Consider the following 17,289-nt stretch of genomic DNA (forward strand, 5'->3'; position numbering starts at 1 on the left):
TTTAAACAAAGTCTTTTGTTTAATTTTTCGAAAGAAAAAAGACTCCCACATCAAACAGTAAATTCTGATAATGTGGGAGTTATATAAATCACTGAATTTTAATTGTTCAGTTATCGAATACTTAGGATTCGTTATTTTCGAATAAATTTATGGGTCATCACCTTCTCTCCATCCGATATTTTCATGAAATAAATCCCTTTAGGAATTTCCAAGGATATCGTTTCTAATTCTTGGAATTGTCCTTCCCAAACCACCTGTCCAATTTGGTTTATCACTTGATATGATCCCGAAGAAATTCCTTTGATTCTAAAATCATTTTCCATAGGGTTGGGATACACTTTTACTCCATATTTATGAAGGTCATCGATAGACGTAATTTCTCTTTCTTCGATTTCAATCATATCCTCTCCAGAAAAATCAAATTGTTTGTTATCGTTTGTGATGATGGTAACTGCTATCGATTTTGTACCTCCTTCAACATATTGAATGGTTACCGAAGGTGTTGTTGTCGTTACTTCAGTTACTTCTTCGGATTCGTCAGCATATTTCACCCCTTCTCCAAAAGTCCATTTGTATTGAAGGTTGCCATCAGCATTGTGAGTGATAGAATACGTTACATCTTCTAAATTGTAGGCCTCTGATTTATTAATGCTAATATCAGCATCAATAGCTCCATAAGAATTATTTACGGTAAGTGTTGATGAAGCTGATTTTTCGAAACCTGAGTTCTTAACTGTCACTGTAACATCATAATCACCTGCATCTTTGTACATCACCTCGTGAGGTCCGACATCTGAAGCCACTTCTTCGTTTTTGAAATCCCATTCAATAGAACTTGCTGTACCTAAAATCTCCGCTTGGAAGGTCGTCGATTCGTTTCTATCAATTTCTAATGATGATGCTGAAATCGATACGGTTGGCGCTTTTAATTCTAGAGAAGATTCTGATTTAAAAGTAATATCATCCACTCTCCAAAGTGTATTGTATGGATCACTATCATCTAGCTTGGTCCAACGCAAACGTAAATTATCTACTGATGGAATTTCTTCATCCAATTCTACCCAATACCAAACTGAATTTTGTTCATTTACATAATCAAAGTGACCTGATAATGACACTTCTGTCCAACTTACTCCATCCGTTGAATATTCAAATCGCAGACTTTCTCCATCATCTTCATTTTGTAGTGCCTCTCCGTCAACGACAGAACACTTCATCATACCAAAAGATAATTTGACCTTATCTACTCCAGATACATCTAAATTCTCTAGTGAAAATACTCCATTGGCTTGAATAAATGCAGAGTAATTGCCCGAAGCATTAGGGTAACCCGAACTTCCATGAATTCCCCATTGTGGACCGTAATGAATTTTCGTAACATTATCATCTGCCAAGGTTCCGTATTTAGGTGCCCCTACCCATACTTCCCAATCAAAGACTCCTGTGTACACATATCCTTCCAGGTCTTCTGTGAACATTGTTTGATATATTTTCCCTTCATCATAATCATACACTTGAATTACTAAAGAATCTAATGCTTTTCTGCCATTGACATCTTCTGCTTCCAAGACATATAAATATTTTCCAGCAGTTTGGAAATCAACATTTAGAGAAGAGGATGTCCCTACAGTTTCACTATCGTGATACCAAGTATAGCCTACAATTTCACCTTGATCACTTGATGATGATTCTCCATCTAGCTTCACATAGAAAGGAGCATATCCCATGGTTTCTGATGCTGTAATTACTGTGTTGACATTATCGTTTACCCCAACAAAACGGAAACTTACTGTATTCTCTTCTCCTTGATCGTCCGTTACTTTTAAATAGATAGAATACGCTCCAGCTTCATCAAAAGAAAGGGTTGCTTCTGAAGTCGTAGAAACTACCTCATCTTGATAAGTCCACTCATAGGCAGTAATTGTTCTTCCGGAAGAAGCATAAGAATTACTACCATCAAATGTTACTTCAGCAGGAACTTGTAAGTAATTTTGATCTACTTCGATCACACCGATAGGCTGAGTTTCTGATTGTAATGGTAACATCCAAAGACCTGTACCCATTGTGGCAATGTAAAGGTGTTCTTTGTTGTTTTCGTCTTTCCAAATTTTACCTCTTCTTGCTAAAGGATATTCTAAATCGTTTTGACCTTTTGTTCCGGTTAAATCTTCTAACGTGATATCCGAAAGATCCGTTCCTATCGTTGCTTTGAAGAAAGAGATGCCGTTCGACATTTTCTCTCCATTTTCACGTACATGGAAAGTAAAATAGAATTCGTTTTCCTTACCTGCTAAACCTCCGAAACCAGTTTTATTATTATAGATACTCACCCATTCAGGCATTCCAAAAGGTTCTGCCATTGCACGGTCTACAACCTTGGTAAAGTTTTCACCTTTATCATCTGATAAATGTAACTCGTAATCTACATTGGAAGAATTCCCTTTTGTCACTAATAAGTAACTCTTATTTCCTTGAGCCCAAATCGCCATATCACCATTCGATCCCCACTGACCTTCCAAGCCATTTGATGATCCATTGATTAATAATTTCGTCCATGTATATTCTCCGTTAGACTGACGTTCCCCTCTGAATGTACCGTTTCCACATCTTAAATAAACAATGTTGGAATCATTAGGATCTGAGAATATTTTTCTACCCTGACTATTGGCTTCTCCATTAGAAATCTTTCTGAAATAATAGTCGCTATTGTCGTCGATTAGTTCAAAAATATCATCCGTTACATAAGCACCACCAATTGTAGATATATATACTCTTTCTGGTTTCAATGGATCTGAATGAATACTAGAAATACGGTTTTGGTCGCCTAGACCTTTTAAATCTTGTGATTTTCCGTCAATCAATACTTTATATTGATCAGACGGTCCCGATAAATTAGTGAGTGTTTTCATCAAGAACTTGCCTGACCACTCTGATTGTGCACCGCCAAAACCATTGGCAGTTCCTACTAATAATAGAGGATCATGACCTTCTTTTAATACTACTTCACCTGCATCCGCATTCCAATTGCCTTGGAACACAATTGTGGGTTGATTCCATGTATCGCCACCATCATAACTTTCTACGATACCATTATCTCCCATTAATTGAGCGATGTAGTTTTTGTAGCCCACCATGTCCCAGTTATAAGTAGATGCCGTACCATTTGTTTTATAAAAACGGCGACCATTTAATGTTTTCACATAGGTTGATGTCACACAATTCCAAGTCGTTGTTTCTGTCACATCCCCTACATAAGCTGATTGCTGAGACATGATAAAAGCACCTCTAGTAAACGAATGATTCGTCCATGATGCAGGATAATAATCATACGTTCTAGAGACACCTTGATAATCGTTCCAACCAATTTCTTGAATCTCCATCCCTGGATTTTTGAACACTTCTACAACAGCCCCAGAAACAACATCTCCTGCCACTGTAAATCTACCTTCTAATAAAGCGTTTTCTGTTCCATTTCCACCTCTCTTAAATGTACCCATTAACATGAAATGCTCTGTTTCTGTACTTGTTTTAGAAATAAGTGGTCGCCAGTGTGTTTGATTTTTTGTTTGAAGTAGACCATTTGCGTCTAACTCTGTCCAAGTGGTTTCATTGTATTTTCTAACATACAAACCTGAGTTATTATCATTTCTTACATACAACGCATACACCCATTCCCCGTCAGGAGTAATGTCAGCTCCTCTACATAAAGAAGTATTTGATGGTGATTCTAATTTATTCCAGTTCGCACCATTATCAGAAGATAAGAATAAACCTTCTGTGGCAGCTAAAAGAACTTCTCCATTTGTTGGATGTACAGTAATGGTATTTACATTACGCTCTCCGCTCACACCACTAAATACCTTTTTATTCCAAGTAGCTCCTCCATCATTAGAGGAATACACAGCCTTTTCTCCATTTTGAGAGAAGTGTCCTACCACATCTTCTAACCAAGATGGAGCAACATACATATTGTTTTCGTCTGAAGGATCGATGGCCATTGCAGAGATCGGAATGTTTTTAAAACCCTCTTGGATCGTCCAAGTATCACCCTGATCTTTTGATACTGCCAAACCATTTGTTGCTCCTAATAACATGGTATTAGAATTTGAAGGAGCTACAGCAATATTGAAGACATTATTAAAAGGTGAAGAATGAACATAATGCCATTTTTGACCATAGTCATCAGAGTAGTAGTAGCCTTCCATATCGCTACATAAATACATTCTCCCATCAACATTTGGGTCGCATACTACATGCTGTAATTGCCCCCCGTGACCAGGGTTTGCGTTTTTCCATTGTGCTAGTACTTGACTACTCATCAGTAGTACTAAGCAAAACAAAACAATCGTAGTGAAGTAATTATTTGTCATCTCTATATCGAATAAAAAATTTCATTTCTTTTTCTCCATATCAATTTTGTAAAAAGCGCTTAGAAAAGTCTTTTATTTTCTATAATCGGATAAATTCAATAACTCAAAGAAACACAAACAACTGTTTTTCTTGTGTTTACGAAAAAGGCCACCTCAAAATCATGAGGTGGCCCAAGTCGTTAGCGTTGACTTTTTACTATTATTTCGCTATTACTTTGATGTTATAAACTTGTTCTCCATCAAATATTCTCACAATGTAAATACCTCTGTAAGGGAAAGGTTGACTAAATTGTGGCGTATTTGATTTCCATGTCTGTATCAATTGACCTGTAGTATTGTAAACATATACTTCGCCAATGGCTTTATCTTTCTGATGAACGATATTCAGCTGACCTTTGGCTGACCACACTTTCATCCACTTCATCTGATCTTCGATACTTGTAGGATCTTCTTCGTCCTCAATAAAATGTCCATCTTTAATGTAGAACATTCTCTCATAAGCTGGAATAATAAACAGTTCACTTGAAATATCTTCATCAGATGAGATGACTAATGTTTCGAGTTCCTCTTTCACTCCATCATTTACAATTTTGATATGTAAAGTATCCGAGATTTGATCACCACTACCAAACTGAATGCTTGGTGTTTCTTTACTTAGAGTGTAATCATTTTCGTCTGCTGTTCCTGAAATTGTAAAATTGATGTTTACGGCCTCAGGTAATTCAAATGGAGTCGTTGCAAATACCAAGACTTCATCTTTTGTGTCCTCGTAAAGAGTGTCTGCTGCGATCACTCTATAAGTGATAGGGAAACGATGTTCGTTAATGATCGTCACATCCACATTAGATTGTGCACTAATATCAACATGTCCACTGATAACACTTGACATACCTATCGTTACAATTTCGTCTGGTTCTGCAATAAAGTCATCAAGAACAGCCGTAACTGTCACCTCTTCTGACATCGTTTCTCCCTCTGCAATAAATAATCTATCTGATGATAAAGTGATATCGTCCGGATTCGATAAAAGTGCCAATTGAATATAGCTATCTTCTCGAGCAGGAACATCCAATTCTGCATAAATCACTGTTTGTTCTTGTGTTGATTCTTGTAATTCGTTCTTTTCGATAAATAAAGAAGCCAATGCTCTATCGTCCAAAGTAAACAGAGGACCCTCAGCTTGTCCATAAGAAGTATTTACTTTTATCATTCCACCTTGTTCAAGGTTAGCTGGAATTGTAAATCTAATGGTTGTTGAATTCTCTACGGTATAGTGTTCTGAAGTATATTGAACGTTACCAATCTGAACAGAATTTACACCAATAAAGCTTTCTCCTTTAATCACAATCTCGTCGCCACGTTTCGCATAATCGTTTGAGATAGATGTAATTTTTGTTTCTCTCGCGATAATCTCGATGTCATCGACTTTTACAATATTGGCTCCTGTTAGGTGCTCCACTTTAAAACGAATAGCCACATTACCCGACATTGGAATGTCTTCGTTCATAGTTACTCTAAACCAATTCGGTTGATAAGGAAGACCATCGAAAGTCATTTGATGCCAAGTACGTAAACCGTCTGTAGAGTATTCTACAATTAGCTCACTTCCATCTGTATTCCAGTTTTCGAAACGATACATACCAAATCGTAAAGTAGTACCCGGTCTATACACATTGATATTATCGAAAATAACATACATACCGTTCTCATTGAAGAAGAAATAGTGGGCCCCAGATGCACCTTCGTACTTCTCTGCTCCCATATTCCAATCCGAGTGTTCTTCTCTAGACATCCCTCCTAAAAGGCTCTCACATGAAATATTTGCATTACCTGTAATCAGGAAGTCTTTTGCGTTCCAGAAGTGTTGGTAACGAACGTGGTCATTCATATTTGACCATGGACGATTACTTCTGTTTAAGTAGGTTGGAGGAAGACGGTCTCCCCATGATTTTGGTTCTAAGTTATTCGGGTTATTTAAAGTTTCCTTGAAGAAATACTCACCCGGTCCAGGTTTGTCATCATCATAAATATCAATAACTAATTGATGAGGAATAACACGATCCGAAATGCCCGCACTCGTTGATGCAGCCGAAATATGCAATTGCTTGCCATATTCTTCTAAATCATTATCATATACTTTTATTGTTGTAGAAACTTCTGTAGTACCCGCTGGGAAGAATAATGTTTTATCCATAATCTTCACACTTTCACCATCCACTATGTGAATACCGCTAGCGTTATTTAAGAATACATATTCATTAGTTGGTAATGCTTCTGACAAAGTTGCCGTTAAAGTAACCACTTCTTCACCCACTTCCAATACCCAATTTTTGTCTACCGACAAAGTGATTTCTGGACGTGGATTATCATGATAAACACCCACATTATCCATCCACCAACCGATATCGTTATTGTCTTCTAAGTTGGTAAAACGTAAAGTCAAATTATCGGATTGAGGTAAGAAACCTGCTATTTGCATTCTTTCAAATACCTTGGTTCCTGTGTGGTTCCACTCTAGTAATAATGCTTTAAAAGTTATGCCTTCATCGGTAGAATATTCTACTATAAAATCAGCTTCAGCATTTGATTGACCTCTAGTATGAACAGGAATTAAGTCAAACCCTAATCTTAAATCATCATGTGCTAAAGTATTTAAACCAGACATCACAATGTTGGTCGATTTATTGCCTTCGAAATTGACATAACTATCAAATTGTTGTGCTGAACCTTCTGCCGCAGTTCTTTTGCCAATTCTCGCTGTACCTGAATAAGCAATTTCAGTGATATCAAAATAACCATTATTATAGTAAGTTTCGATACTAGGATTTTCTCTCCAACCAAATGTTTCTGGTCCATACACGAATATTTCAAAATACTCATCTAAAATAGTTAGTGATATTGTTTCAGGAAAATCGGTATGAATACCAGAAGTAGCCGAAGTAATATCAAAATCCATGATTTCGTTCCCTTCCGTTACCCCATCTCTAATGATTTTAATCGTTGCTGTCGCTTGAGATTCACCCGCATTGATAATGAATTCTGCCACACCTTTATCTCCTGTACTGCTGTAGACCTCATAATCGTCTTGATCAATACCTGTTCCTGTAATTGAAAACTGTATTGTTTCAGTTGATCTTAATGGTACTTCAGATGTAACTGTAATCATCACTTCAGGTGCATCAGCTTCTGAAACTACATCTTCACTAATTGAAAGGGATACTTTTGGTAATTCGTCATCATGAACCATAAATGATACTGATGGCACTGGATCACCAACTAGAGCTCCGCCCTCAATAGATTTTACACTTAGCACTACTTCCTCTGAAACTTCTAAGATTTCATCGTCAACTACAGCAAATGTTGCTGTGGCTATCTTAGTGCCACTATTTACCGTAAATGAAAAATCTGTATCTAATGTATATGCTCGTTGATGTGTTCTATCTGCAGGTAATTCTATAGTAACTGTCTGATCACCTTCCACTTCTTTAGTGAACAAGGCAGTCACTTCTATCGTTTCTCCACTACCTTCTACAATTTCACTTTTATCTACAGTAAGGTTATATAAAGTAGCTGGAGAATCATCATCAAATACTGTGATGGTAATCTGATTATTCTGACCAATTTCTACCGGTGAGGAGGCAGAAGTGATCTCGATATCAAGTGTTCTTGTGTCTTCTTCAATATCATTATCCACCACACTTAAAAGTGCTTTACCCGTTGTTTCTCCAGCTAAAATTGTGATCGTATTTTCAGCATTAACACCGCCCATATCTGTTAGAGAAAAATCAGTTTCTTCTAAAGTTCCAGAAGTTGATAATGTTAGGGTGATATCTTCTGCAGCTGCTTTTGATAATGATACTTCAATTTCTATTGGAGCATCGTTTTCGTTAATTGACAAGTTAGAAGTTTGGAAGTTGGCATAAGGAGGTAATAATTTACCCATCACACTAATGTCATCAATTCTATATCTAAATTCTGGGTCAACTAATGTGAATCTAAATTCTAAATCAGAGGTTTGAGGGATCATTCCATCCGAAAGAATCCAATAATACCATTTATTTACTTGTCCTTTAATATAAGGGATATCTAATGCTGTCCATGAACCATTGTTGGCTTTGTCTCTATATTCGATACTCACTCCTGTTCTTGGGTCAATATCTTTCCATTTAGAAAAACCGAAGGCCAATGATAATTCACCATATCCTTCTGTACTGATCCCATCCATGATGATCACAGACCCTGGATCTGCAGAATTCACCACACCATAATTTACACCCGAAGCTCCTTGATAAATTCCCAGATTATCTCCAGCTCCACCACTATAACCATTGTTACCAAAAGCAAGTCCAGAACCACTCACCTGATAGAAATTGTAAGGAGAACTTGGGTCTAATGTAGCATCTCCATCTTTACCCGATGCATTCGTAAAATCGATGGTTCCTAGTGTTTCCTTAGAGAAATTATCTACAATTACTTCCTCTGTAGAAGTAACATCTGGTCCTTTAATAAAGAAAGTACCTGTGGTCGCTCCAGGAGGAACGGCAAAAATAATTTGGGTATCCGAAACCTTTTCTTTGTATAACACATCTATACCGTTAAACACTACCCCACTCATATTCGATAAACCACTACCTACTACAGTAACGATACCTGAGGTAGTTGTTTCTTTGGGATAAAAGTCTGTAATTTCTTGTGCTATGCTCTGTGTTCCAAAACACAGTGCAAAGCAAAGAAGATATATTTTTATTAATGATTGTTTCATTTGATGATCAGTTTTTGACGGTGAATTAATGAAGCATTTTGATACACTCTCACAAAATAGATCCCTTTAGGTAACTCTAAATTGATTGCTTTATTTTGTTTAAATGAACTCTCTTGCATCAATTGTCCTTGAAGGTTGATGATCTCTAATGATCCATCAATTACTCCTTTCAATTGCATAGTTTCTGATGCTGGATTTGGATAGATCACAACTTGTGGCTTTTGCAGATCATCTGATGATGTAATGTCAGATTCTTTCACCATAAGTACATCCTCATTAGCTATCGTAAATACCTGACCGCTTCTTGTAGTTACTTTCACAGAGACATTCTTCACCCCTGAAGTAGAATATTTGATAACATGTGGACCTTCTCCTTCAGTGGTTTCTGCCACGGCTCCTTCTCCAAAATCCCACTCGTATTTAAATACTTCTCCATTATGATCTAGAACAAGCACCACATTTTCGTTCATGAACACTTCCTCTTTACTTGGGTGAACTTCTCCTGTTATGCTATGGAATTGATCTGAAACACGTATAGTTACTGTTTCTTGACGATCGCCCATATGATTGATCGCTCTGATTTTTACATCATAATTTCCAAGTTCCTCATAGGAGATTTCATGAGGTCCAAGACCAAAAGCGATGTCCCTATCGTTTCCAAAATCCCACTCTACTTTTGATGCTGTACCAAAAACTTCTGCTGAAAGTGTAACCATTTCGTTTCTATCCACCGAAGTTTTAGATGCAGAAATATTCACTGTTGGTGCATCCATGGTAACACCTGTCGGCACTCCGAAATAGATATCATCAATTCTCCAAAGTGTATTTAAACTGTTGGCATCACCTATTCTTGTAAAACGCAATCTTAAATTTTCTACTGAAGGGAATTGTTCGTCTAATTCTACCCAATACCAAATGCCATTTTCTTCATTATTGTAAGTAAACTTATTGGCAAGATTTATTTCATTCCACTCATTACCATTCGTAGACCATTCAGCTTTTAAGCTTTCACCATTGTCCTCATTAGCTACAGCATTGCCATCTACGACAGAAAATTTCATAATCCCTAAAGATATCTTAACATGATCGTGACCAGAGATATCAAAACTTTGTAAAGAGAAGACTTCATCGTTTTGAATAAAAGCGGAGTATAACCCAGAGGCTTGCTCATATCCGGCACTTGCATGTACTCCCCAATTGGGACCGAAATGAATTCTCGCGGTATTATCATCGGCAAATTCTGCATGTCTTGGCAGACCACCCCACATTTGTCCATTATCATTAGGATCAATAATTGAAAAACCTTCCATGTCTTCACGCATCAAACGTTTATAACCGCTCGACTCCCCTGTAAATTGTAATACTTCCACTTCTACAGTATCCTTCGCCATTTCACCATTGGCATTTTCAACTTCCAAGACATATTTGTAAGTACCCGGCGTTGGGTGATAAGGATTATACTTTTCTGTTTCAGCTACAATTTGATTATTCAACATCCAACGGTAAGTAACAATTTCACTGTCCGTTGATTTAGAATCTGTTCCATCCAAGCCAATATATAAAGGAGAGAATCCAGTGGTATGTGTCGAGTTGATTACACTTCTCACTTGTAAATCTATCGCCTCAATTCTTTTGGTTGTTCGGCCTTGATCACCCAAGTTGTCTGTTACCACTAATGTGACCGAATACACCCCTTCTTCTTCATAAGTATAGTTTACTGTTGCCCCTTCTGCAGTAGCTCCATTTCCGAAATCCCATTCGTATTTCTCAATTGTTCTTCCTTCAAAAGGCATAGATTCTGAGGCATCGAATTGAATGGTTGCAGGAATTTGTGCTTTATCTTGATCCACCTTAATCACTCCAACAGGTGCTTCAGGTTTTTGTAAGGCCAACTTCCACATACCTGTACCCATTGTTGCAATATACAAGTGTTGCTTTTCCATATCATCTTTCCAGATCTTACCTCTACGAGCCACTGGGAATTCGATATAATTACCATTGTAATCTCCTGTAAGATCTTCTAAAGTGATATCGTCTAAAGTATCACCAATCTTGGCTTTTAAGAAAGAAATACCTCTTGTAATTCCCTCTCCGTGTTCTCTTGAATGGAAGGTGAAATAGAATTCATCATTCTGTCCCACAAGACCACCGAAACCTGTCTTTTTATTAAAAGTCTCTAACCATTCTGGGTTTCTAAATTGAAGTGCAGTTGCTCTATCTACTACTTTTGTAAAGTTTGCTCCTTTATCAGCAGATAACCACAATTCGTAATCCTCATTAGAAGAATTTCCTTTCGTCACCAATAGATAAGACGTTTCTCCATCAGCCCAAGTGGTAAAATCTCCATTCGATCCCCACTGACCTTCTAAGCCCGCATCTGAATTGTTGATTAATAATTTAGTCCACACATAATCACCACTAGGTTGTCGATCTCCTCTAAATGTACCGTTTCCACATCTTAAATAGACTACATCTGAGTCGTTGGGATCAGAAATGATTCTTCTACCTTGTGATTGTGCTGCTCCATTAGAAATTTTTCTAAAATAGTAAGCTGAATTCCCTTTGATCAACTCAAAGATATCGTCCGTTACATAAGCACCACCAATAGTGGAAACATATACTCTTTCCGGCATCAAAGGATCGCTATGAATTGAGCTAATTCTATTTTGATCTTCTAAACCTCTTCTTGCTTGCGTATTACCATCAATTAAAATAGAAAAATTACTAGTTGGTCCATCTAAGTTAGTCAGACGTTTCATCAATAAACGACCATCCCACTTCTCCGTCGCTCCCCCAAAACCGTTAGCTGTTGCTGCTAAAATTAATGGGTCTTCTCCGTCTTTTACAATAGTTTCTAAAGCATCCGAATTCCAGTTTCCTTGGAAAACGATAGAAGGTTGATTCCATGTTTCCCCACCATCATAACTTTCTACCAAACCGTTATCGGCCATACCTTGCACCACATAATTTTTATAACCTGTCATATCCCAGTTATAAGTTGATGCTGTACCGTTTGTTCTAAAAAATCTTCTGCCATTTAAGGTTTTCACATACGTTGATGTGACACAATCCCATGTTCCTTCATCGGTTACATCTCCTACATAGGCCGATTGTTGTGACATAATAAATGCACCTCTTGTATACGAATGATTCGTCCATGATGCAGGGTAGTAGCTATACGTTCTAGATACTCCTTGATAAGCATTCCAACCAATCTCTTTGATATCCATTCCAGGATATTTAAATACTTCAGAAATAGTACCTGCCACTACATCTCCTGAAATAGAGAATGCACCTTCTAATAAAGCATTCTCTTCGTTATTTCCTCCTCTGTAAAAAGTACCCATCATTACATAATGTTGTGTGGCTGTACTTTTACCTGAAATCATAGGACGCCAATGCGTTTGATTTTTTGCTTGCATCAAACCGTTTGCATCTAACTCTGTCCAAGTCGATTCGTTGTATTTTTTTACATATAATCCAGAATTTCCATCATTTCTAATGAACAATGAATATACCCACTGACCGTCTTCTGTAATTGCGGCACCCATACAATCACCCGTATTGCTTGGTGCTGTTTGCTTTGCCCAACTATTACCATTATCGTTAGATAAATACAAACCTGTTTGTGCTGCTAGTAAGACCTCTCCATTTGACGGGTGAACAGAAATAGTTAATACATTTCTTTTGCCACTACCCACCTCAAAATTTGCTTTATGCCAAGTTGCACCTCCATCTACAGATGAGAATACTTCTCTTACACCTGTGGCAGAAAAATCTCTCACTTCATCTTCTAACCAAGAGGGTGCGAAATACATATTATTTTCGTTCTTCGGGTCGATGGCCATGGCTTGCACTGGGTAGCCAATGACATCATCAATCACTTCCCAATTTTCACCATCGTCTTTAGAAAGTGCCACACCGTAAGTTGCCCCCATCAATAAGGTATTCGAATTTGAAGGAGCAACTGCTATATTAAACACGTTATTGAATGGAGCAGAAGGGACATAAATCCATTTTTGTCCATAATCGTGAGAGACATAGTATCCCTCCATATCACTACACAAATACATTTTTCCGTCGATGTTTGGATCACATATTACGTGTTGTAACTGACCTCCATGTCCGGGATTTGTATTATACCATTGTGCAGCTACCTTCTGTTGGAAGGCAAGCAAACAGATCAAAATAAAAGTTGATCTAAAAAATGATATTAAATTCATAATTAAGTTTTTGTCTAAAAAATGTTCAGAATGCTGGTTGAGGTTTTTAGCTTTTTGGCACAGGTTGTTCGTACCAAATTTGAAGTCTTCCTTGAGAGGGCTCGTGTTCCAAAACTTGTTCCCATGGTACTACACCGACACGGTCTGCCCAATTTTGCCAAGCCTCTTGTAGTTCTTTTAATTTTTCTGGATGTTGACTTGCTATATTGTGTGCTTCAATTGGATCTTCTGATAAATGATATAATTCATCTGTTCCTTCAGGGTAAATGTTCACCCATTTCCAATCACCAAGCCTAGCTGCTTTGTTACCTTCATGCTCCCAAAAAATTCCTTGATGCCCCGTTCTTACATCACCTGCTAGAATAGGAAGTAAAGACTTCCCTTCCATAGGTTGTATATCATTTTCACCTACTTTTGTAGGATAATCCGATTGAGTCACTTCCATTATGGTAGTCATCACATCGACAATATGAGCAGGTTGGTTATCTATTGATTTCGGTTGAATCATTTTTGGGTAATGTACTACGAATGGTGTTCTAATTCCACCTTCGTGTCCCCAATGTTTAAACATTCTATAAGGAGTATTACTTACATTGGCCCATGGTAATTTATAACAACCAAACGACCCTTGTTGACCTAGTGGAATGTTTGGATCGCCCCATGAATAATCCTCACGAGTACCTCCATTATCAGAAAGGAAAATGATCATGGTATTGTCTAATTCTCCAATTTCTTTTAAGGTATTTACTAACTCTCCAATACCTCTATCCATGTTTTCGATTTGTGCCGCATAGATAGACATTCTCAAATCGTAATCGTCCTTTTCTTCTTCAGATAGTTTATCCCAATCTTCTACCAATCGATCTGTCTTAGAGATAGGATAATCTTGAGGAATAATGCCTAATTCTTTTTGTTTCTTGAAGCGTTCTTGTCTTACCTCTTCAAAATTTCTTTTGTAACTTCCTCTGTATTTTGCAATGTCCTCAGCTCTCGCTTGCAATGGGAAATGAGGAGCAACATGTGCTAAGTATAAAAAGAAAGGAGCATCTTTTTGGCTCATTTCTTTTACAAATTGAGCACCATATTCGTTTATTGCTTCAGTAGAATAGTAGTCTTCTCCAGGATGTGCTAAAAGACTGTCGTTAATAGCCACTACTTGGTCTCCAGGGAATGGGTAGAAGTACGCTCCACCATGATGGGGGAACCCATAAAATTTATCAAATCCTTTTTTTGTAGGCCAATATTCTTCTTTATTGCCTACATGCCATTTACCAGACATGGCTGTATTATAACCGTTTAGTTTTAGTGCTTCAGCAATAGTTACTGCATTTTTAGGAATATAACCTCCATAATTTGGTAGGTGACAATCCTCTTGCATGAAACCCATATTGGCTTGGTGTGGGTATAAGCCTGTCAACAAACTCGCTCTTGTTGGACAACAACGTGATGCATTGTAAAATTGGGTTAATCGCATGCCGTTGTCTGCAAGTTGATCAATAGAAGGTGTTTTAATTTCCCCTCCATAACAACCTAAATCTGAGTAGCCCATATCATCCGCCAGGATAAGAATTACGTTTGGTCTTGGATTAGTTTCTTCTACTTGTCCTTTTTGAGGTGTACAACCCAAGAATGAGGATATAATTACCCCAGCTAGTAGTAAAAGTCTTCGTTTCATATCATTATAATTAAGTAAGTCTCGAGGCTAAAAAAATCGTTCGCCTTCAATCGTTGTTAGTAAAAAGGTATCACAAAAGCATTAAAAAGTTTATTGTTCAATTGCACTTGTGATACCTCCTTATAGTCTCCTTGTTGTCTCTTTATAGTCGGTTACTGCTTAGTACGGACGTTGCAATGCAACGTCCATACAAATACAGTTTTTAAAGTCTTGTTTCTATTGGTGGATAAATCTACCTGTTAGAATCTCGCTTCCGGTATTTAATCTGATGATATACATACCTCTTTGTAAGTTTTGTGCATTGATTGAAGCACGACCGTTTACAACGTTTACTAGAGAGATCATATTGATTCTACCTTCTGCATTATAGATACTAATTTGAGCCTCTTTCAAGTTCAATTTATTCTCCATGAATAAGCTTAATTGATTATTCTCGGCATGCACTTTTAATTTATCCAATGCTCTTTCAAGATCAATAGAAGTTGGATCATCAGGTAATTTGATTAAGATAGAAACGCTTCTTGTCTCACCAATTACAGCACCTTCACCCATTGTAGAAGCCATAGTCAATACAAGTGTTTCTTCTTCTTCAAAATCATCACCATCTTCTAAGATTTTTAACATTGCTACATCAGATTCAGAAGCTCCATCCGCGATAGTTAATTCTGTTTTATCTAGTTCGTAATCATCATCAGAAATACCTTCACCTGAAACAGCCAGCATTACTTTAGTTTCTGATAAAGCAGCTGCACTAGTAGTTAATTTGATTTCAATAGCATCATCACCTTCAAATGCTTCATCTGCAGAAGCAGTGATTGTAATAATTGGGAATGCTAAATCAACAATAAATTCTTCTAGAGAGGTAGAATCCATTTCGTGATTGAATGTTTTTACCGTTACAAAATCTGTTGTCGCTCCTTCTGGAACATATACCTCTGCTACAGTATCATTTAGTGACATAAATTCAGTCGCTTCAACATCTCCAAATTTTAAGCTTTCGATGTTATAGAGGTTGTCTCCATGTAAGTAAATTAAACCGCCAATTGGACCACTAGCAGGTGAAAATGCGTTGATCGCTGGTAAAGCAGGCAGTGCTTCTAAATCTTCAACCGATGATACATTTCCTCCTTCAGTTCTTTCTATTAATACTGTTGCTTTTCCTACTGTATCCGCACCAAATGGTACTACTAATGATAGTGATTTACCGTCTTGAGAAGTAGTAAATTCCGTTACCTCTATTTCTCCTAACCAAACTTTAGATACGTTAGTTAAAGCTGAACCTAAAACTTGTACTTCTTTACCTACTTTTTGTTTCATAGGTTCGATACCTGTGATTTGAGCTGCACCTTCAGGGTAACCTGTGATTCTCACATCATCAATCATAATGAATTGTTCTACTTCTTGAACAACTTCCCACTTAATTGATAAGTTTTCTGCAGCAGGCAGTTTAAAACCTACTCTTACTAAATTCATATCTCCACCAATACCATAAGGCATTGAAGAACCACCAAATTCAATATATTCACCACCATCTACTGAATAATACATTTTAAGTTGACCTTCTAATACTAACCAACCCCAGTATCCCATACTAAAAGATAATCTGATATTTTCTAAACCTAACGTATTGATTTTAGAGATGATAATGTTTTTATCCTTTTTCATCCCATAAACTGCTCTTTGAGAGGCACCTTCATACTTTGCTTCTTTTACCCCAAACCAGATTCTAGAAGCAGAACCTGAATAATCAATCTCTTTGTGCTCTTGATAATCTTTGTTCGCATCAACACCCCACCATAGTGTACCACCACCATATGGTGCATCTTCAAATGGCTCATACATTACCAATTGTTCTGCATCAGAATATTGTTTAGGATATAAGAAAGGTTGGTGTGAACCAAAAATAGAACCATCGTCTGTAGTAAAACTGATGGTATCTTTTTCAGCATCCATGTCTGGCTCAGGAACTACAAAATACAATTCTGTATCTGTAGATTCAGTAATAATTTCTGCTTCTGCAGCTCCAATTTTAATGGTTTTGATCTTCGTAATAAGATTTGTACCCGTTACTGTAATTGTATCTCCTGGAAAGCCAGCATTTGGTGTGTAATCGTGTAAATCAGGAAAAGTGGTTACTCCTGTATCATGATCTTTCGTTAAATATTCTTGTGCATTTACGGAAAAAGTTGTTGCTAATCCTATCGCTAGTGTAGTAAGCATCAACTTACTCATTTTGCTGAGTAGTTGTAATCCTTTCAT

Annotated in this window: 5 protein-coding genes; all 5 read right to left on the reverse strand. The window is 37.2% G+C overall.

The features are described from left to right. Nucleotides 1–131: 131 nt before the first annotated feature. Nucleotides 132–4,319, reverse strand: coding sequence for a PKD domain-containing protein (locus MY04_RS26140; protein ID WP_158297923.1), 4,188 nt, complete (start codon nucleotides 4,317–4,319; stop codon nucleotides 132–134). Nucleotides 4,320–4,569: 250 nt separating this feature from the next. After that, nucleotides 4,570–9,132 carry an IPT/TIG domain-containing protein gene (locus MY04_RS26145; protein ID WP_066215901.1) on the reverse strand — a complete coding sequence of 1,521 codons (4,563 nt, stop codon included), beginning with the start codon at nucleotides 9,130–9,132 and terminating at the stop codon, nucleotides 4,570–4,572. Further along, nucleotides 9,129–13,355, reverse strand: coding sequence for a PKD domain-containing protein (locus MY04_RS26150; RefSeq protein ID WP_084006144.1), 4,227 nt, complete (start codon nucleotides 13,353–13,355; stop codon nucleotides 9,129–9,131). Before MY04_RS26150 ends, MY04_RS26145 begins: the two co-directional genes overlap by 4 nt. A 46-nt stretch (nucleotides 13,356–13,401) precedes the next feature. Next, entirely contained in the window at nucleotides 13,402–15,030 is a 1,629-nt protein-coding gene (locus MY04_RS26155) for an arylsulfatase (RefSeq protein WP_066215905.1), read from the reverse strand. Between the two features lie 216 nt (nucleotides 15,031–15,246). Then, the gene (locus MY04_RS26160; protein WP_084006145.1) at nucleotides 15,247–17,289 is read right to left on the reverse strand and encodes an IPT/TIG domain-containing protein; all 2,043 of its coding nucleotides are present in this window, start codon (nucleotides 17,287–17,289) and stop codon (nucleotides 15,247–15,249) included.

Source organism: Flammeovirga sp. MY04, assembly GCF_001682195.2.
Taxonomy (GTDB): domain Bacteria; phylum Bacteroidota; class Bacteroidia; order Cytophagales; family Flammeovirgaceae; genus Flammeovirga; species Flammeovirga yaeyamensis.

Coding starts and splice junctions, on each gene's coding strand:
- MY04_RS26140 (WP_158297923.1), bottom strand. CDS start 4,319: ATGAGTAGTCAAGTACTAGCACAATGGAAAAACGCAAACCCTGGTCAC.
- MY04_RS26145 (WP_066215901.1), bottom strand. CDS start 9,132: ATGAAACAATCATTAATAAAAATATATCTTCTTTGCTTTGCACTGTGT.
- MY04_RS26150 (WP_084006144.1), bottom strand. CDS start 13,355: ATGAATTTAATATCATTTTTTAGATCAACTTTTATTTTGATCTGTTTG.
- MY04_RS26155 (WP_066215905.1), bottom strand. CDS start 15,030: ATGAAACGAAGACTTTTACTACTAGCTGGGGTAATTATATCCTCATTC.
- MY04_RS26160 (WP_084006145.1), bottom strand. CDS start 17,289: ATGAAAGGATTACAACTACTCAGCAAAATGAGTAAGTTGATGCTTACT.